This is a genomic window from Flavobacterium daejeonense DSM 17708, assembly GCF_000425425.1.
Lineage (GTDB): Bacteria > Bacteroidota > Bacteroidia > Flavobacteriales > Flavobacteriaceae > Flavobacterium > Flavobacterium daejeonense.
In genome coordinates, this window is record NZ_AUDK01000034.1 from 1 (window position 1) to 20,905 (window position 20,905).

Annotated in this window: 11 protein-coding genes; 6 read left to right on the plus strand and 5 right to left on the minus strand. The window is 33.3% G+C overall.

Going from position 1 to position 20,905, the window contains the following annotated elements:
• The 4 genes from H599_RS20025 to H599_RS0117180 all read right to left on the minus strand — a co-directional run.
• On the minus strand, positions 1–1,296 hold a 1,296-nt coding region (locus H599_RS20025), incomplete at its 3' end, for a hypothetical protein (protein WP_035141856.1).
• A 401-nt stretch (positions 1,297–1,697) separates the two neighbouring features.
• Entirely contained in the window at positions 1,698–2,234 is a 537-nt protein-coding gene (locus H599_RS0117170) for a polysaccharide deacetylase family protein (RefSeq protein ID WP_026715259.1), read from the minus strand.
• Between the two features lie 2 nt (positions 2,235–2,236).
• Positions 2,237–4,714, minus strand: a complete 2,478-nt coding sequence (locus H599_RS0117175; RefSeq protein WP_026715260.1) for a hypothetical protein — start codon at positions 4,712–4,714, stop codon at positions 2,237–2,239.
• Between the two features lie 3 nt (positions 4,715–4,717).
• Positions 4,718–6,904 (minus strand): hypothetical protein, encoded by a 2,187-nt coding sequence (locus H599_RS0117180; protein WP_026715261.1) that lies wholly within the window; start codon positions 6,902–6,904, stop codon positions 4,718–4,720.
• A 511-nt stretch (positions 6,905–7,415) separates the two neighbouring features.
• On the opposite strand from H599_RS0117180, the gene H599_RS20445 reads away from it, so the two are divergent.
• Positions 7,416–8,225, plus strand: coding sequence for a leucine-rich repeat domain-containing protein (locus H599_RS20445; RefSeq protein ID WP_051590795.1), 810 nt, complete (start codon positions 7,416–7,418; stop codon positions 8,223–8,225).
• Between the two features lie 27 nt (positions 8,226–8,252).
• Here H599_RS20445 and H599_RS20950 read toward each other — a convergent pair whose 3' ends face one another.
• Positions 8,253–8,405 (minus strand): hypothetical protein, encoded by a 153-nt coding sequence (locus tag H599_RS20950; RefSeq protein ID WP_162174273.1) that lies wholly within the window; start codon positions 8,403–8,405, stop codon positions 8,253–8,255.
• 108 nt (positions 8,406–8,513) lie between these two features.
• Here H599_RS20950 and H599_RS0117195 point away from each other — a divergent pair, with 108 nt between their 5' ends.
• The 5 genes from H599_RS0117195 to H599_RS0117215 all read left to right on the plus strand — a co-directional run bounded on the left by H599_RS0117195 (position 8,514) and on the right by H599_RS0117215 (position 20,745).
• Positions 8,514–12,566, plus strand: a complete 4,053-nt coding sequence (locus H599_RS0117195; protein ID WP_035141858.1) for a hybrid sensor histidine kinase/response regulator transcription factor — start codon at positions 8,514–8,516, stop codon at positions 12,564–12,566.
• A gap of 469 nt (positions 12,567–13,035) precedes the next feature.
• The gene (locus H599_RS0117200) at positions 13,036–14,433 is read left to right on the plus strand and encodes a hypothetical protein (protein ID WP_026715263.1); all 1,398 of its coding nucleotides are present in this window, start codon (positions 13,036–13,038) and stop codon (positions 14,431–14,433) included.
• Positions 14,434–14,476: 43 nt separating this feature from the next.
• Positions 14,477–17,488: a SusC/RagA family TonB-linked outer membrane protein gene (locus H599_RS0117205; protein WP_026715264.1), complete on the plus strand. Its 3,012-nt coding sequence runs from the start codon at positions 14,477–14,479 to the stop codon at positions 17,486–17,488.
• Positions 17,489–17,498: 10 nt separating this feature from the next.
• Entirely contained in the window at positions 17,499–19,103 is a 1,605-nt protein-coding gene (locus H599_RS0117210; protein ID WP_026715265.1) for a RagB/SusD family nutrient uptake outer membrane protein, read from the plus strand.
• A 1-nt stretch (position 19,104) separates the two neighbouring features.
• Positions 19,105–20,745: a glycoside hydrolase gene (locus H599_RS0117215; RefSeq protein ID WP_026715266.1), complete on the plus strand. Its 1,641-nt coding sequence runs from the start codon at positions 19,105–19,107 to the stop codon at positions 20,743–20,745.
• Positions 20,746–20,905: the final 160 nt, after the last annotated feature.

The following is a 20,905-nucleotide window of genomic DNA, read 5'->3' on the forward strand; positions in this document are numbered from 1 at the left end:
AGTTGCAGGAGTTGTGAGTTGGATGGTATTAGTCAGATTGCTGTAATTTCCTTCGGTATCGGGAGCCTGCAACAATCCATCTGCATTAAAAAAATTGGCTTTCTGAGCATTGGCTATGTTCGCAATTTGTCCGTATAATGCGGTGTTGTTGTTATTGTCGGTTACCAATTGCAGGTACAAACTGTTGTTTGCCACTGGTGTCGATTGCGTTTGGGTATTAATTAGTACCGGCCAGCCGTCAGTTCCATAAGTCACTTCAGTCATGGGAACAGTTTGCGTTTGCGGGTCAACAACTAATCCTGTTTTGAGATTGCTTGTTTCCTGAGCTGTTATTTTGTAAGTATCATAAAAATCATAGCTACGACCACGGTCACTTTGCAAATAGATATACCAGTTGTTTTTGGTTGTAAAATTGGTAAGGACATCATTGTATATTTCTGTCCCTTTTTTGTCGGTTTTAGTTCCGGCTGTGTCTATAGTTACTTTGCCTTCCGGAATGTATAAACCATAAAAAGCCGCAATATCTATAAATTGGGTACTTTGTTCCCGTTGTAATTTTTGTTCAAAATCACTGCCGCTTAGATTGATTTCAGCTTCTGATGCTCGGGCATAAGCCAAATTGAAATCAAACTCGCTATTATCAAAATCATGACTGTAATCGCCGTAATTCAAAACGACATCGATACCGCAACTGCCGGAGGCAAAACTCCCCAATGATTTGCCCATAGCAATTAACGGCAATTCGAAATCGTCTTTTTCTTCGAATGTCTCTCCTGCTTCTACAAATTCCGATTCCTTAAAAAAGAAAGCAGATAAGGGAATCGATACATCAGTTAAGGATTCGTCATAGCCAATAAATTTAGCCGTAAAATCAGGTACCGGGATTGCATTGCCCTGCTCATCTTTGCGTCCGTCATGAAAGGCATGAAAGTCAGCATTAATTTTATTGACAAAATCTGAAGTTGTTGTTGTGGAATCTATAATTTTAGGAGCGGGATCTGTAGTGAAAAAATCACTTCGTTGCAAACCTCTGTAGAGGAAGTATTTTACATTTAGTCCCGGGAAAGGTTGGCTGTAGGGACGAAGAATGAGGTTTACTTTTTCTTCATTTCCCGCTCCTGTTTGTGGTTGAACTAAAACCACTCCTTTGCAAATGGCAAAGGCTTTTTTAGGTGCTGTTAAGGTAAAACCGGATGTTATCGTGAAGTCTGTAGGCGATTTAGGTCCAAATGATTCCGCGGCTGTTTGTTGCGGAAAGCCTGCTGATTCTATAAAAAAATGGGTCTCGATTGCCATAAGTTGTAGTATGAAGTTAGTGAATGAAAATGCCTGATAAGAAATTGCATATTATATTTACAGGAACAAATATGCCCTCTAATTAGGACTTTAAAAAATTAGTTCTTAGCGTTTTAACTATATTATTCCGGTAGTAAACAGCCTTGTAAGGAGAAGTGATTTGCCTTTATTAAAATGTTCTTAAAAGAACATTTTAGGCAATAGTATGTAAGCGAAACTTATAGGGTAAGTTTCGGACTGGAAATAAAATGTAGGCTTGTGGGGATTGTTAGCTAAAAAGCTATGGATTGTAAGGCTCAAAGTAAGGAACAATGAGCCTTTTTTGACTTATTCCATTGAAACAGGAATATTGATAATCCTATTTCGTGAAATACAACCACTTTATTTAAAGCTTGATTGTTTTAAATTTTAAATCTAACTCCAAAATCTTGATGATTAAAACGTTTCATAAATTCGTTACAATAAAATTTATCATCTTTTATTTCAATACCTTTTTCTAAATAATCTTTATTAATATACTCAACTAGACTCTTCCAATCAAGTACAATATCTTCATCTGTATTTATCCAACGATTTCCTAAATAATGAGATAAATATATAAATATATAAGTATAATCCTCACTTTTACTAAGCTCAATCAGAGAATCGGTAATTGCTTCTTTTTTGAGATAACCATTGTCAATTAAAACATAAAAAATTGAAAAAAGACTTGGAATACTTGTGTCTTCATATGGCATTGCAAATGAACCCGGATGAACAAACCTGAAAGTACTATATTCTCTATCCCCTTTTATTACATTTATTAGATTACCATCTTTAATATATTGACTAATAGCATTAAATAATTCTGTATATTTATCTATGTATTTACTATTAAATCTGAGTTCTGGTGAATTTCTCGATGAGAAATTTAAATATTTGTTTAAAATTGATTCCATATTTATTTTAAATTAACGTATTTTACTTGATTAATATTCAAACTTGTTTTAGGAATAGATTCAATTAGTAACTCACTCCAATTTTTAGGTGTAACTGCTCCAGGAAGCCAAAGCCCATTTGCTCCTTGTTCTGAACCATTTGGTAAATTTCTAAAATTTATTTGATTAAAATTAATATCAACTCTCACTAATTTATCTCCGTTTCTAATTCTAGAAACCCAATTTACATCTTCAGTAAGATCAATACCTAATTCTTCACAAATTCTAACCAAATTACCATCTGTTTTTTGCAATAGAAGATTCATTTCATCAAATGATGAAACGAAAGTACCTTCTGCCCGACCTATAGTCATGAAACCTCCTGTTAACCAATTAGTTCCTACTTCCTCAAGAGCTAAAAAGGAGTAACCATTGATAAATTTATCATAGTGACTATTAATATAACTCTCCTTTAAATATTCACTTGGATCTCTAAAAATACCATTAGCTCTTTCTTGCAAAACCTTGCCAACAGTCTCTCCTGGCTTAAATGCATTATCAACTGTATGTAAATAGGCTTCCCATTCTTCAATAACTTTCCGTAATTTTAAAAAACCATTATTCATTAAGGGAGAAAGTTTTTCTCTTAATTCTGGGCTCAAAGATGCATAATAATTTTCGAATTGATTCAATGCAATTCTATATGTCTGATAATTAGCAGCAAGAGTCGTAATAGCCTCAACCGCAAAGAGTGAAGCATATCCTATATTTAGAACAAGAATCGTATTTTGTATTACAGTCCATGTATCATTAATTTCTTGTTGATAGTTTGTGCCATTTTTTATATCATAGTTATGAAGCAACTCTTGTGTTTGTGGCATTTGCAATATGGTTGAACCTGTCATTGCAATTGTATCAGCTATACCTAAAGCACTTGTAATGGAACCTATAGGTGCAAGAACGGTAAAAAATGCTGATATCTCAGCTGCAAAATATCCTTTGAAAAAATTTATTAAATCTTGATCTTGATAATAATTATTAATTGTATAAAGGTTTACTAAAGTTATCGCAGGCATCAAAACGTATGTAACTTCCGATTTTTCAGGAGGTACTGAATATATATTAAATAACTTTTGTTTTGTATTTATCTTTTCTAAATCTTTATAAAAAGTTTCATTAGACTTCAAAATATATACTTTAACCAATTTCAAAGGATCATAATTTTTAAACAACTCCTTTTTATGACATTGTACAATATTATTAGGAGATTTAGTAAATGCCCTATAAGAAAATGCAAGTTTTCTATTTTGTTCATTAATTGGTGTATTCGGAAGAGTATCAAAAGGAAAGTATTGATCTCTTAATGATACTGAATAACAAGGTTCATCTAATTCATTACCATATTGATCAAGTCTAATGTTAATAGGAGTTCGGAAATTTGGATTGTAAATAAATGTATCAGCTTCTTTTGCAAGTTTATTAAAGATATTCCACTGTCCTTCATATTGATCATAAACATTAATTTCTTTAGCAGCAATTAACATTAAATCTGTGAATTCAAACTGTGTATTAAATAGATCTCTCAATGCAAAACTATAATCTACAATATATTTAATCTTTTTTGGAGTATCTGAACTAGGAAGAAATTGGTCTATTTCATGCCAAAAAAATCGATTTAATTTAAATATCAATTGTAAACTTTCATCTTTCAAAAGCCTTATTACAGATTGAGCAGCATTTTTATCTTTCGTTTTAAATAAATTGATAATGATATCAGGAGGCAATTCTAATGTTTCAAAATTTTTAATCAAATAGAGCCTTTGATATTCATTAACCTCTCTACCTATTATTCTTGGATCATATTTCTTTAATTTCTGTAAATTTCCACCAAATGCATCATGAATAGCTTGATTGAAAAAATATTTCCAACCTCCTGTGGTATAAGATTCAACTCCTTCTACAACAATAGGCTTTGAATCAGAATCCAAAAGTACATTTCCATATGACAGATTCAAAAAATCTTGAAATTGAGTTACATCTGAGGTTTTTACGAGTATTACCATCGAAGAAGGAAAATAATCATAAGAAGTGTTGCTTGGTCCATATTGATTGAAAGTCTTAGTAAACCAATCTGGATTTTTAACTTTAGTTTTTTGACAAAAATCAGATAAAAACACAAATCTTGTATATGAATTACCACTTAAGCTTGAATCCGATGTAAATTCAGGTCTCATTGATTTGTTAGAATTGCTACCAAGGGTTTGAGTATTTTGTAGATTAAAATAAAAATAATAATTCTCAGTATCTTCATTATCACTAAAACAAAATTGTCCAATATCAATTCTAAGTCTTTTTATTGTAAATGAATATTCTTCTGGTGTAGTTATAAGTGTTTCTTTACTAATATAATCAATAAAACTATCTCGAGTTCTAAAACCCACATTACTACCTTTTAATGTAAAATATTTTAGGTATTCTAAAAATTGACTAATATCTTCCATAAATTATGCTATATTAATTTCATTATATTCCTCATATTGCTGAATATTAATTGTTTTTTCTTCATAGTCAGAATATTCTTTGCTAGTTAAAAAACTATGACTAAATCCATAAACGTAAATTGGAGTTGAAGGCATTAAAATAGAAAGTATGCCATCATTGTTTTCAAAAAAAACACCTAATGAATATTTAAAAAAAGGTGCTTTTGTTACAGTATTAATATGTGGATTATCTAAATTATCCTTTAGGTAAAAATCAATATTAGAAGAATTTATAGGAACAATTCCTTTTAAAATATTTAATTCCTCTTTTGTTATACCTAAATTATAAAAACAATAATCAAATTGGTTTCCAATATCCAATGAAAGTATTTTAATACTTTCTCCCATATCATCAATTAAATAATGTTTTAAATTATAATTAGTTGAACTGTAAACCGATTTAAAGTAATTAGAATAATCTGTTAAATTAAAATCAATATTCATTTTTTTCGCGACCACTTCTTTTGCAAACACAGCTGTATCATGAATAGCAAAATCATCTAATGTTTCGACTTTTTTAGCGACGAATAATACTTTTTCTTTAGTTAATGTTTCAATTGTTGAATCTGTATTTACAATATCTTTCTTCCCTAATTGGAAAACAACTGAACCATTTAAAACAGATTCATTCATATAATTAGAGAATCCTTTGTAGCTAATTAATGAGACCTTATTAACTGCTGCTATTAATAAATTTTGATTACTTTTAAAAACTGGTGTAACAGTTAAATTAGGAAAGATGTTATTATATAAAGAATGTCTTTTTTTATCTGACCATATTGTATAATTATCGGTTAAAGAAAAATCCAATTCAATCCCTACATAAATAATTTGAATTAAAGAACTAATATTTTTCTTTTCTCCGTTACTGTCAATATTCGGCACCTTAAAACTTATTACTTTACTAAAATTGACATCCTGACTGATATTAAGTGGATCAATCAGATTCTCTCTGCTAATAAACCCCCTATTGAAATCACCATTACCTAATGCGGCATATAATGCTATTTCTTCATAAGACGAAGAAGCAGTTAATTGTATTGATATATCATTAAAATTATTGGAGTTTACTTGGCTTCCTTCAAAAATATGAACCGGCCAATTCAATGTTCTATAAGTAGTCTCAGCTAAAGATTCTACCGTTCCTGTTTTCAAATCATTAGCATTTGTCTCTGACAAAGAATAATTATTATAAAAATTATACGAACGATGCCTATTACTTTGAATATATAAGTACACTTTATTCTTATTCCAAAAAGGAGCAAGTACCTCAGTATAAATTGCACTTGCACTTTTTGAACTTACTTCACCGCTTGCATCCGATATTTTTAGTTTACCTTCAGCGGCAAACAAACCATAAAAAGCCGCAATATCTATAAATTGAGTACTTTGTTCCCGTTGTAATTTTTGTTCAAAATCACTGCCGCTAAGATTGATTTCAGCTTCTGATGCTCTGGCATAAGCCAAATTGAAATCAAACTCGCTATTATCAAACTCATGACTGTAATCGCCGTAATTCAAAACGACATCGATGCCGCAACTGCCGGAGGCAAAACTCCCCAATGATTTGCCCATAGCAATTAACGGCAATTCGAAATCGTCTTTTTTTTCAAATGTTTCATCTGCCTCTACAAATTCCGATTCTTTAAAAAAGAAGGCGGATAAGGGAATCGATAAATCGGTTTGGGATTCGTCATAGCCAATAAATTTGGCTGTAAAATCAGGTACCGGGATTGCATTACCCTGATCATCTTTGCGCCCGTCATGAAAGGCATGAAAATCTTCGTTGATCTTTTTGATAAAATCCGAAGTTGTTGTTGTGGAATCTATAATTTTAGGAGCGGAATCTGTAGTAAAAAAATCACTCCGTTGTAAACCTCTGTAGAGGAAGTATTTTACATTTAGTCCCGGGAAAGGTTGGCTGTAGGGACGAAGAATGAGGTTTACTTTTTCTTCATTTCCCGCTCCTGTTTGCGGTTGAACTAAAACTACCCCTTTACAAATGGCAAAGGCCTTTTTTGTAATATTGGGTGGTAGGATAAACGATGATGTTAACCTAAAATTAGTTGGTGATTTTGGTCCAAAAGATTCTATTCCTGTTTGCATAGGAAATCCTCCTGATTCTATAAAAAAATGGGTCTCGATTGCCATAAGTTGTAGTATGAAGTTAGTGAATGAAAATGCCTGATAAGAAATTGCATTTTATATTTACAGGAACAAATATGCCCTCTAATTAGGACTTTAAAAAATTAGTGCTTAGCGTTTTAACTATATTATTCCAGTAGTAAACAGCCTTGTAAGGAGAAGTGATTTGCCTTTATTAAAATGTTCTTTTAAGAACATTTTAGGCATATAAGGGAAACTTATAGGTTAAGTTCCAATGGAGTTTAAATATGAAGGTGTTGAAATTATAGCTGTGGAACGAGAAAGTTTGATAATCCCTGATAAATTAATCAATTGACAGATGATTAGCTTAATTAGATTTTGTTATTAAACTATTGTGGATACTTAAAAGTAATTCATTTAAAAAAACTTGTACTCATTTAAAATTGTTAAAAATATTTTTGGTGAAGAAAAATTTAAGTCATAAACTTACATAATCAACAATACTCTTTATAAAATATTAAAAATCGTATTAAAGAACCAAATCTAATCCTCATAAATGAAAAACTATACATCCGCAAATAAAAAAAATAGAATTATAAAACGGTTCATAATACTTTTCACATTACTAATAGTTAGCCATCTAAGTTATAGTTGTTTTAAAGAAAAGAATGTTCCTCCTGTTTATAGTGAAATACCAGATGCAAATTTTAAGGCGTATTTAAAAACAATAGTCCCTGATGCTTTTACTCCTGATAATAAATTTATTTCCAATCATTCTTCGGTTGTTTCTTACGACAAAAGAATAAGTGTTAATGGAAGAAACATTAATTCATTATCTGGTATTGAATATTTTACTGCCTTAACAAGACTTGATTGTATGGAAAACCAATTGAAAATCCTTGATATTAGTAAAAATACCAATCTAAAAGAATTATTTTGTGGTTATAACCAACTTACAAAACTTGATGTAAGCAAGAATGCTAATTTGTCGATAATTCATTGCTACAACAACCAACTCACCAATCTTGATATAAGTAAAAACAATAAATTGAAAGAGCTTAATTGCTGTTACAATCAAATCTTCACTATTAATTTAGGTAAAAATGAAGTTTTAAGAAAAATATTTTGTCCATATAATCAACTAACTCTTCTTGATGTTAGCAAAAATATAGCTTTAGTTGAACTCAACTGTATAAACAATCCAAGTAATAAAATTGTTATAATAAATCCAAACAGATTAAAACGCCTTTATATTGATTCTTATAGCAAATGTAATCACCCTAGTATAAAAACTTTTAAAGATGAGGGTGGTGAACTTTTCGACTCTTTTTTTCAATCCATACCGCCATTTAGTTGTAATAATTAAAAACAATCTTTATCTATACTCAATTAGTTATAATCTATTTTTTAAAAACTTATAGCTCTCATAATCAATTTGGAGCTGATTCATTTCATTTTTAATAATGTTAAATGATTCTAAATTTTCAGAAGGATAATGTAAATCCATAAAATCTTTAAAATCATCTAAAGTACCCTTTGCTGTCATTAAAGTTTCAAAATCTAATAATAATTTTATTTTATCTTTGGTAGTTTTTTTTTAATTATAAATTGGCTGGCTGTTTCGTTGCAGCAACTTTAATCTAATCTTTAAATTTTGAAATATTTAGTCTTTTTATTACAGTTGTTTTTGTCTCCGTTTGTTCTTTTTTCTCAGGAGCATTCGGTTAAATTTCTTGACGCATCGGATGGACTTTCTAATAATTCGATAACAACTATTTATCAGGACAAAGAAGGGTATATGTGGTTCGGGACTTATGATGGACTGAACCGATATGACGGCTATACTTTTAAGACTTTTAGAAATGAAATACGCAACCAAAATTCCTTATCGAATAATACGGTTTATTGTCTGGAAGGTGATGCAAATAGAAATATTTGGGTAGGAGGAAACAAAGGAGCAAGTGTTTATGATAAGTCGAAAGCTTTATTTTTTCAGGTAAAATTTCAAGAGAATGAAAGTGTTGTTGTTTTAAAAAATGTCGTGCATCAGATAAAATCGGTTTCAAAAGGACTGGTTTTATTGGCAACGCAAAATTCAGGTTTGCTTGCTTATGAAGAAAATTCATTTGCCGGAAAAAAAGTGACAATTTCCAATTCCAAAAAGACAGTGGATTATGATGCTTTGGCAATAGAGAAAGATGCCAAGTCAAATCGGGTTTGGGTTTATGTTAGAAATTTGGGAATTTGCCAGTACCATTTTGATTCTAAAACATTGAAGTTGATTGCGCCATTTCGTCTTGATTTGAAATGTATGGGAAGTGATGGGAAAGGGAATCTTTGGATTGGAACCGATGAAGGTTTGTTTTTATTTGATACTAAGACCAACTCGCTTTCAGATAATTATTTTTCTGCAAAATGTATTGTCACCGATATTTATCAGGATACGAATAGCAGATTATGGATTGCTACCGATGGCTGCGGACTTTATATTTTAGATAATCAAAATCAAAAACTGATTTCGTATCAAAAAAATAATTCGCAATCAATAGTTAAAAGTAGTGCTGTTTGGAGTATTTATGAAGATCATTTAGGAAATCTTTGGTTTGGTACACTCCGCGGAGGAGTTAGTATGCTTAGTGCGGTTCCTAAGTATTTTGAAACGGTGAAGTATGTTTCAAAAGACAATAATCTGGCTCAAAATTTTATTTTATCGGCCTGCGAAGATGAAAATCGAAATGTATGGATTGGGACTGACGGAGCCGGATTGCGTTTTTGGAACCGAAAAAATAATACTTATCAGGTTTATACCAGCAATTCAGGTTCAGGTAATTATTTAACGAGCAATTTTATTACTTCTGTCATTCGCGATGTAAATGATGAAATTTGGGTATCAACCTGGGCGGGAGGTGTTAACCAAATTAATCCTAAAAATAATTCTGTACAACATTATTCCTGCTACAATCCTTACACCAAACAATTGGAAAAGAATATTTGGCTGGTGTATGAAGATTCCAAAAAGAATTTATGGGCGAGTGCGACGAATGAAGGTTGTTTGTATCTTTTTAATCGAAATAAAAAAGCATTTGAACTTTATGATAAAAAGATTTCTAATTTACAATGTTTAACCGAAACTGCCGATGGGAAACTTTGGGGCGGGAATTATACGGCTGTTTTTTGGATTGATAAAGCGAGAAAAAAGTACGGAAAAATCACAGTTGGTTATCCAATACGCTTTATTCATGAGGATAAAAACAAACAGCTTTGGATAGCAACTCAGGAAGGTGGTTTGCTTTTGTTTAACAGAAAAAACAATACTTATAAGCGTTTTACCACAGCCGAAGGTTTGTCTTCTAATACGGTTTTGAGAATTCTGGAAGATAAAAACGGTAATTTATGGATGAGTACTTATAATGGCTTGAGTTGTTTAAATACGAAGACGCAAACTTTTAGAAATTTTTCTAAAAATGACGGCTTACAAAGCAATCAGTTTAGTTTTAATGCGGCTTTAAAATTGGCTTCGGGAGAATTTTTGTTTGGAGGAATAAATGGATTTAATCTTTTTTATCCCGAAACGGTCAAAGAATTTGCTCCTAAAAGTAAAATTCTTCTTTCGGATTTGAGTGTCAACAACGAAGCTATTGAAACCAAACCTGAATTGATTTCGGAACGGAATGAGGAACGTCAAATAAAAGAAATCCGATTACCTTATGATCAGACGACTTTATCCATCGAATTTGTTGCTTTAGATTATGCTAATGCCGATAAAGTTAATTATGCTTATTTTTTAGAAGGCTGGGATGATCAATGGAGTAATGTGGGACAGCTTCGAAAAGCTAATTATCCGCATCTTTCGGAGGGAACTTATATTTTTAAAGTAAAAACATCCAATTTTCAGGATAAATCAGGTGGCGCACAAAATTTGATTCGAATAATAGTTTTACCACCCTGGTACAGAAGCTGGTGGGCTTATCTTTTGTATTTTATAATTGGCGGAGCTATTATTTATAATTATATAAAGTACAGCAAATACAAGGAACGATTAAAATATAAGGTAAGAATTGCCGAATTAGAACGGGAAAAAGAAAAGGAAATAGCCGAGAAACAATCGTCGATGTTTACTTATATTTCTCATGAATTCAGGACGCCGCTTTCGCTTATTATTAATCCGTTAAAGAAAGAATTAAAAAAAGAATCTACGGAGAATAATTCCAAAGGCGATTTACAGGTAGCTTATCGCAATGCCCGACGTTTGTTGAGTTTAGTTGATCAATTGTTATTGTTTAGAAAAGCCGAAAACGATGCCGATGTATTGCGTTTATCGGAAATAAACATGAACGATTTGTGCGAAGAAGTTTTTCAGTGTTTTGTAACCCAAGCTAAGGATAAAAAGATTCATTATTCGATTGAAAAACCGGAAAATCCTGTTTTTATTTTTGGAGATTATGAAAAAATTGAAATTTCATTGTTCAATTTGCTTTCTAACGCATTTAAATATACTCCCGAATCCGGGGCAATTAGTCTTAAGTTAACGGAAAGTGATAAAGAAGTTTTTGTAAAGATTTCCGATACAGGAACGGGAATAGCTTCTAAAAACCTTGAAACAATTTTTGAAAAATTTAAACAGTTAGAGGTTCGTGCTTCGGTAAGTACCGGTTTTGGAATCGGACTTTATATTGTAAAATATTTTGTAGATAAACACCAAGGAAGTGTTTCCTGCGAAAGTGAATTAGGAAAAGGAAGCAGTTTTACGGTGCATTTTTTAAAAGGGCGGGAGCATTTTGAAGATTTACCTATTAGTTTGGTTGCACCTAAAATGAGTGAATTAGTCGAAGAGCTTTTGGTGGATGAATTGGATAAAAAAGAACAGCCGGCACTTGAAAATTTAGAAAAAGAATTAAATAACGAAATATTGACCAGTAAAAAATCTGTTTTAATTATTGATGACAATGTTGAAATCCGTAACTATTTAGTGGCGTTATTTTCTGAATTTTATTTGGTTTATGAAGCCGAAAATGGTCAGGAAGGTTTGAAACTGACTAAAAAGTACATGCCGGATATTGTAATTTCGGATGTTGCCATGGAAATTATGGATGGTTTGGAATTATGTAAAAAAATAAAAGAAAGCGAGCAACTTTCGCATATTCCGGTAATTCTGCTCACGGCTTCCAGCAATCCGGAAACCCATTTGCAGGGAATTACCGATGGTGCCGACGATTATATTACTAAGCCATTTAATGATGACCTTCTGTTGGCGCGGGTAAATACCTTATTGAAAAACAGAGGAAATTTAAGAAGTTATTTTCTGGATAGCATTACTTTGAAAGAAAACAGTCAAAAAGTACCGGCCGAATATCAGGATTTTTTAAATAAATGTATTACGATTATTGAGGCTAATATGGGAAACAAAGATTTTACAATTAAAACTTTTGCTTCCGAAATAGGAATGAGTCATAAGAGTTTGTATAGCAAAATTAAGATTATTTCAGGCGATACCTTAAATGCTTTTATTCGTTCTGTCCGATTGAGAAGAGCGGCTATGTTGCTACTTACAGAAAATATCAATATAACTCAGGTGGGAATCGAAGTAGGTATTGAAGATCAAAAATATTTCAGGCAACAATTTGTGAAGCTCTTTGGAATGACTCCTTCGGCTTATGTCAAAAAATATAAAGATTCCTTTAATAAAGATTTGAATATTATAAAATGATTGTTTTTTGATTAAAACACAAATCAGTATTGTAATCCTAATCGCATTAATAATGTGGTTAGGATTTTTTTATATATAATTAAAAACAAACTATTATAAATTAAGTATAAAGTAAAAAAAGTAATGTTTTTTTGTCAAATAGTCTTTTTTGACGAATATATCCATGTGTTTTGCCAAATCCCCCTGTTTTTTATTCCATTTTACCCCCTTTAATTGGTGCCATTTAGTTATTTCTTTGCTAGGATGATAAATGAAATTTTAGAGTTTAAGATTTCTGTTATGTTAAATTATCATAAAATAAAAACAAACTATAAAAACTAATTATTAACCAAAAACAAATCTGATAGCGTATGAAAAGTAAAGAAACTCCATGAAATTTTGTACTACTTGTTATAAAATGAAAGATGTAGAATTACTATTAAATCAAAAGGGAATTTCCCATTCGGAATTCCTCTAAAAACTAAAATATATGAATAAACTCTCGTATTTATTTTTGCTAACTTTTTTTGTTATGCTGTTCGCAGGATGTCAGGAAGATGAATCAGGTTATCCTTCGTCAGATGATCCTACGGTTGTGGTGGCAACTAATGAAATTTATGGAGCTCCCAACAGAAAATTTGAAATTAAAGCTGCTTTAGCAGATGATTTAGGGTTGAAGAATGTAAGAATTCAGATTCCTGAATTGGATTTGGATAAGATGATTAATTTTTCAACAGATCCTCTTTTAACCGCTTATGATTTAAGTTACTTCTTTGAAGTCCCTTCAGACAGAGGTGTTTCGGAATCTTTTGTAATTAAATTAACCATCACTGATGTTTCCGGAAATAGCATTGAACAGGAAATTAATTTACGTTTGGATGGAGAGTTTAACGCTCCGGCAATTAGTATGATTACTCCTAAAGAAGGAGCTGTTATTTTGTTGTCATCCAGTAACCAATTACCGGTAAATTTTGTAGTGAATGATGATTCCGGAATTGATTATGTTCAGGTAAAATGTGAAGCTTTAGGGATTGATGAAATGGTTCAGTTAGAAGGCGCTCCTCAATCTTATACTTTTAATAAGACGTATACCTTGCCAATTACCGCTGCTGAGTACGTATTAACAATTACTGCAAAGGATAAATTTGCCATTCCAAATATGGGAACTTTAAACATTAATATTGTGGCTACTAATGAATATCCGGCCATTTATTTATGCGATCAGCCTAAGGGAACTAATTTAACAACGGATGCTGTAGGTGTTCCAATGTATTTCCATGAAAAAAACGGACAGGATTTTGAATTTAAATATTATGCCGATACTGATAATAAAGAAGTTTATTTCTTAGGTCAGGAAGCTGATTTTGCACCACATTGTTTTGGACTAAACACTTCTGGTAATTTAATTGATGATGTTGCTTCTTCGCCTATAGTTTTACCTACTAAAGGTTATTATAAAATAAAAGTAAACCCTAGTACTTTAGTTTATACGGTGACTAAATATACGCCAACAAGCAAAGTTTGGGCTGATGTAGCTAATGGTTTATGGCATGATGATGAAGCTTTGAGAAGACCTTTTGTGAGTGTATGCGGAGGCGGAATTCAGGGAGCCAATTGGGATACCTGGAATGCATGGGTTCAGACAAGCTTACATTTAGCTAATAATCCAAATAATCCATATCAATTAGTTGGAGAATATACTTTAACAGGAACGATGGAGGCTACTTTTACCGGACAATGGTGGAGTCCTTCCTGGAGATTAATTAAAAACGGAATCGCAACCATGTCGCCGGGTGAAAACGGAAATGCTAAATATCCGGCTGCCGCAGGAGTTTATAAAGTGATTTTGGATACTGAATTGGAAAGAGTGTTTATCACTAAAAAATAGTTTGTTATAAGCTAATAACAATTAATTAATAAAATATTTTAATATGAAATACAAATATATAGGCTTGTTAATAGCTGTGTTATGCAGTGTTACAACCTTTGCACAAATTACAGTAAAAGGGACTGTAAAAGACAAAGCAGCGGTTCCAATTCCGGGAGTAAATGTTTTTGTAAAAGGGACACAAACTTCTGCTTCAACTGATTTTGACGGTAAGTATTCGATAGTTGTACCTAATAAAGACGCACAAATTGAATTTTCTTTTATTGGATTTGCTTCGCAAACGATAACAGTAGGTCAAAAAACAACTATTGATGTTACTTTAAGTGAAGACAATCAAACCTTAGAAGAAGTGGTTGTGGTAGGTTATGCTACGGTAAAAAAGAAAGATGTTACCAGTTCGATTGCTTCTGTAAAAGGAAAAGAACTTCAAACGATGACCGTTGGAAATGTTACCGAATCTTTACAAGGAAAAGTAGCCGGGGTTCAAATTACCGGAGCCGGAGGTCCCGGAGCACAACCAAGAGTTTTGATTCGTGGAATTTCTACGGTTAACTTAAGTACTGATCCGCTTTATGTTGTTGACGGAATTCCGATGGGAACCAGTATTAATTTCCTAAGTAATAACGAAATTGAATCGATGGATGTACTTAAAGATGCTTCGGCGAGTGCTATTTATGGTTCTCGTGCGTCTAATGGGGTTATCCTGATTACTACTAAAAAAGGAAAAGCCGGTAAAACAAAATTTACGGTTGACATGAGTACGGGTTATCAAATTATGAATAAACCGTACAGTATGGCAAGTGCTGAAAATTATGCCAATATTTTAAATACGGCTTATACAAATTCAGGTTATTCAGAGTATTTACCTAATGCTGAACAGTACGGAGGAAAAACTACCGATTGGTGGGGAGCAGGAATTGACAGAACTTCTTCGGTGACAAATGCTTCAATTGGTGTTAGTGGTGGTTCTGAAAAAAATACGTATGCTATAAGTTTGAACTATTATAATTCAGATTCTTTTTATGATATCGGTGGATGGAAAAGACTGACTGCCAGAATTGCCAACGATTTTAAATTCACTGATAAATTCTCGGCTGGTGTAACTTTAAATCCACGTTATGAAACCTGGGGAGCACCAGGTAACTGGGCTGATTTTGTTAAGATTGATCCAATCACTCCTATTTATAAACCGGCTGATCAATTAAACGGAACTGAAAATGAATACAGCATTTATGCGCGTTCTCCTTCGTATGTATGGAATCCGGTTGCAGCTGTAAAAAGATATGATGATTATAGCGATTTGTATAATTTGAATTCGAATGCTTATTTGCAATACGAACCAGTAAAAGGATTAATTATCCGTACGCAGGGATCTATTGAGTTTGGAAATAAAATTCAAAATATATTCAGACCAGATTTTGTGATTGATGCAGCACATGAAAAAGCTGAAATCAATAGTGTAGAAAGAAAAGCAACTACCAATGTGGATTGGACATGGCAATCTACCGCAACATATTCCAGAACATTTGCTGAAAAGCACAATGTAAGTTTGATGGGAGGTTTGACAATGGAAAATTATGACTCATCAGATGTTTGGGGTTATGGAGAAGGAGTGCCAAATAATTCTGATTTAATGAGAGAGGTAAGTGCTGCTACTAAAAATAGAAATAGCAGCGGAACATCTTGGTCTAGCTCTTTAATGTCCTACATTTCACGTTTTTCGTATAATTATGATAGCAAATATTATTTAACAGCTTCTTTTAGACGTGACGGTTCTTCTAAGTTTATGGCTAATAATAAATGGGCTAACTTCCCGGCAGCTTCAGCGTCATGGCGTATTTCAAATGAGGATTTTATGGCTGATGCCAATTCAGTGGTAAATAATTTGACTTTCAGAGCAGGATGGGGTAGAGTAGGTAACCAAAATTTACCCGCAGCAGTTTATCAGTCTAATATTGGACAAGGTTATTATGTTATCGATGGTAATGTGGTTGATACTTCTTATCCTTCCTCAATGGCTAATCAGGATATTCGTTGGGAAATGGTAGAAGATGTAAACTTTGGTCTTGATTTTGGATTGTGGAAAAACAAAATTTCAGGAACCTTAGAATATTACCAAAAAACGACAAAAGACATGTTGTTCTTAAAACAGTTTCCTACTTATAGTGGTTTCCCTGCTAATGCTACTATTTGGACAAATGTTGGTTCGATGCGTTCTAACGGAATCGATTTGCTTTTGTCATATAAAGATAAAAAAGCTGATTTCTCTTATGGCGCCGATTTAACGTTTACTACCGTAAATGTAAAAATGGTGGCTTTGTCTGTCAAAGATGAAAAGTTATACGGAGCAAGCAATAGAACACTTACAGTTGAAGATGAAGCTCCAGGTTATTTTTATGGTTATGTAGCGGATGGTTTGTTCCAAAATCAAACCCAATTAAACGCTCATACTGATGAGCACGGGACTAAATTACAACCTTATGCTCAATTGGGTGATATTCGTTTTAAAGATGTAAACGGAGATGGAAAATTAGATGATAAAGACCGTACAAAAATAGGTTCTCCATGGGCGGATTACAATGTTGGTTTGAATTTGAATTTTGCTTACAAAAACTTTGATTTAGTGGCTAATTTCTATTCCAGCATCGGAAATGAATTGGTAAATCAAAATATTTCAGATCTATACAACGGAGCCAGTTTAACTAACAAAGTGAGAGGATTAGATCAAATGGCATGGCATGGTGAAGGAACTTCTAATTCTATTCCGAGACTTTCTAAAGATGACAACAACGAGAACTTCACTAAATTCTCTTCTTTATATGTAGAAGATGGTTCTTTCCTGCGCATGAAAAACCTTCAGTTAGGTTATTCTCTTTATAACAAATTTGGATTTGACAAATTGAGAATTTCATTATCCGGTCAAAATTTATGGACATGGACCAAATATTCAGGAGTAGATCCTGAAGTAGGAGGTAGTGTTTTAGGATCAGGATTCGGAGGATGGAATTACCCGGTTCAACCAACAATTTTGATGGGGCTTAATGTAGCATTTTAATTAAAGAATTATGAAAAAAATACTAGTATCAATACTAACTTTTGCTGCTGTTGCAGTTTCTTGTAGCGATTTTATTGAAAAAAACGAAAGAGGAAAACAAACCTTAGAGAATTATTTTCAAACGGCGCAGGAATGTGAAAATTACGTGAATGAATTAACGCACCGATTGTTATTACCTAATGAATGGTGGGTATTAGTCGCACCCAGAATGACAAACGAAATGGCAACTGATGATGCCTGGATGGGAAATACAGGGCAAGACAACAGCTCTCACCGCCCAGCTTCTCAATATCTTATTACTCCGGATAATATGGGGAATTTGAACGGTATGTACACCGCTCATTATTACACGATTCAATCCTGTAATATTGGTTTGGCTAAAATGGAATTAGCTCCTATTAGTGAGTCTCAAAAAAATCAGTATATAGGAGAATCTTTATTTGTTCGTGCCTATTGCTATTATGAGTTGGTTAATAATTACGGAGGTGTTCCATTGTATACTACGGTTCTGGGGACTAATGATTTAAAATTACCACGTAGTTCAGTTGCAGAAGTGTACGCTCAGGTTGAGGCAGATTTAAAAGCATCAGCTGAAAAATTAGAAACCATTGAAGTATTTAGAAATGGAAGAATTAATAAGTGGGCTGCTTATGCATTACTGGCTCGTGTATCGTTGTTTCAGGAAAAATGGGCCGAAGCAAAACAATATGCTAATAAGGTAATCACTGAAGGACCTTATCAATTAGAACCAAATTTCTTAAACATTTGGGATGTGAACAACCATAATGGAGTGGAATCAATTCTGGAAGCCCAATCTTCGGGTGTTCAGGATAAAAATTTAGGAAGTATGATACCTACTTTTTCCGGAGCCAGAGGAGAGGATAAAAAGAATTTTCCAAGTAATGATGCTGCTGATGTTCTTGATGGTTGGGGATGGTGTATGCCAACGAGTGATTTAGAAAACGCTTATCTTTCAGAAGGAGATGTTATTCGTCGCAGAAGTACTATTACTAAATGGGGTGAAGCAGCTTACGGAGATGAGGTGTTGAATCCAACGCATAAATTCAGTTTGAATGATAATAAATCGGGACGTATCTGTCGTAAATATTATATTCCAATAGCTACACGTCGTATGTTAGACAAGAAGGATGGACATTTGCCATTGAACACCCCATTGATTCGTTTAGCGGAAATGTATCTTACCAGAGCCGAAGCAAATTATCATTTAAATGACGCTGATGGCGCTATGGCCGATATCAATGTGGTGAGAGCCCGTGTGGATTTAGATCCGGTAGAAGGAATGGCAGGACCTAATCTTTTGAGAAAAATTTACAAAGAACGTCGTTTAGAATTGGCTTTCGAAGGTTTGCGTTTGTTTGATATTCGAAGAGAAAAAGATCCAAGTACAGGAAAACCGGTAATAGAATCTTTAATGGGACCAAACGGAACTTTTGTACAATACAATTTGAATTCGACTGATCCTTATGAAACAACTAATACCAGAGAAGCTCAGGACAAAGGAATCAATTTTAATCCAGCCAAACATTTAGTATGGCCAATACCGCAATTAGAAGTCGATTTAAGCGGAGGAATAATTACCAATCCAAATTATTAATATGAATTTGATAAAAAAATATAAAGTAAGCCTGCTGTTTGCAGGCTTATTTTCAATGAGTACAGCATTCATTAGCTGTTCGTCGGATAACAATGAAACTTCAGAGCCAGTTGCTGAAACAACAAGAGAATTAAAAATTAATCTGGATGCGAATCTGCAAACTATGGAGAGTTTTGGTGCTTCTGATGCCTGGCAGTGTAATAATATTGGGAAAAACTGGCCTTCGGATAAAAAGAATGCTATTGCCGATTTGTTATTTAGCCAAGAAGTAGATGCTGATGGAAACCCTAAAGGAATCGGTTTGTCATTGTGGCGTTTTAACCTTGGTGCCGGAAGTACAGAACAAGGCGATGCCAGTGATATTACTGACGAATGGAGACGCACAGAATGTTTTACTACTGATGGAGTAACGTATGATATGAGTAAGCAGGCAGGTCAGGTATGGTTTATGAAAGCCGCTAAAGAGCGTGGCGTAGATAAATTATTGGCATTTACCAATAGTGCACCGGTTTATTTAACTCAAAATGGAAAAGCGCATGCCAGCATTAACACTTTTTATAATTTGAAAGATGGTAAAATGCCTGAACTGGCAGATTTTTGGGTAAACGCTATTGATAAATTAAAATCAGTACACGATTTAACAATTGATTATGTGAGTCCGTTTAACGAGCCGCAATACGAATGGGACGGTTCCGGACAGGAAGGTTCTCCGGCTTCAAATGCTAATATTTACAGTTTTGTAAATACATTGGCACCAAAATTACAGGCTAAAGGTTTGAGTTCTCAAATTGTAGTAGGAGAAGCAGGAGCTTTCGAGCCTTTGTATAAAACAGTAAGTGGAAAAGAAAATCGTTCGAATCAGATTGATTATTTCTTTGGAGTTAATTCGACTAAAAATATTGCAGGATTGACTAATGTTAAAAAGACAATTTCAGGGCACAGTTACTGGCAGGCATGGCCAATAAGTGAATTGATTTCGTCAAGACAAGCTGTTGCAAATAGAGCTAATACTGTTCCGGGATTGAGTGTTTGGGCTTCGGAATATTCTATTCTTGAGAGTCCGGGTACTGCCGAATTGCCGGGAGGTGCCGGTCCGGGAAGGGATTTAGGAATGCAAACAGCACTTTGGGTAGCCCGTATTATCAGTACCGATATTTCAATTGGTGGTGTAACTTCATGGCAGTGGTGGACAGCGGTAAGCCGTGGTGATTACAAAGATGGCTTAGTTCACGTTGATGACGGAATTACAAAAGGTGCCGGAGATGCTAATTATTGCAAATACGATGGTTATGTAAGGGATTCTAAAATTCTTTGGGCTTTTGGTAATTTCTCTTTCTTTGTAAAACCGGGAATGCAAAGGGTTCAAATTCCTAATTTGGATAATTCAACAGCTATGACAGATGTTATGGTTACTGCTTATAAAGATGAAGCGACTAAAAAAATGGTAGTTGTTGCGGTTAATTTCGGAACTGCTGCAAGAACCTATAAGCTGAATCTTTCCGGCGGTACATTGGTAAATAATGCACTAACACCTTATGTTACTTCTGAATTGAAAAGTTTGGAAAAAGGAACTGATGTAGCAGCAGATAATTTTGAAATTCCGGCCAGAGCAGTAGTTACTTATGTAGGTGTTTATAAATAAGATTTGGCACTATAAAATTCAAAAAAGATAACTTTGGGTAATTTTATAGTACTTATTTTACCAATTTACCCCTCATAATTATTGAAGTTTAATCATTTCTTTGCTTTTTTAAGCTGTCTTTATAGAAATTCGGAATGGTTTAGCGCCCTCTTATTTATTA

Excerpts from the sequence above, each read along its gene's own strand:
- H599_RS0117170 (WP_026715259.1), bottom strand. The coding sequence starts at position 2,234 with ATGGAATCAATTTTAAACAAATATTTAAATTTCTCATCGAGAAATTCA.
- H599_RS0117175 (WP_026715260.1), bottom strand. The coding sequence starts at position 4,714 with ATGGAAGATATTAGTCAATTTTTAGAATACCTAAAATATTTTACATTA.
- H599_RS0117180 (WP_026715261.1), bottom strand. The coding sequence starts at position 6,904 with ATGGCAATCGAGACCCATTTTTTTATAGAATCAGGAGGATTTCCTATG.
- H599_RS20445 (WP_051590795.1), top strand. The coding sequence starts at position 7,416 with ATGAAAAACTATACATCCGCAAATAAAAAAAATAGAATTATAAAACGG.
- H599_RS20950 (WP_162174273.1), bottom strand. The coding sequence starts at position 8,405 with ATGACAGCAAAGGGTACTTTAGATGATTTTAAAGATTTTATGGATTTA.
- H599_RS0117200 (WP_026715263.1), top strand. The coding sequence starts at position 13,036 with ATGAATAAACTCTCGTATTTATTTTTGCTAACTTTTTTTGTTATGCTG.
- H599_RS0117205 (WP_026715264.1), top strand. The coding sequence starts at position 14,477 with ATGAAATACAAATATATAGGCTTGTTAATAGCTGTGTTATGCAGTGTT.
- H599_RS0117210 (WP_026715265.1), top strand. The coding sequence starts at position 17,499 with ATGAAAAAAATACTAGTATCAATACTAACTTTTGCTGCTGTTGCAGTT.
- H599_RS0117215 (WP_026715266.1), top strand. The coding sequence starts at position 19,105 with ATGAATTTGATAAAAAAATATAAAGTAAGCCTGCTGTTTGCAGGCTTA.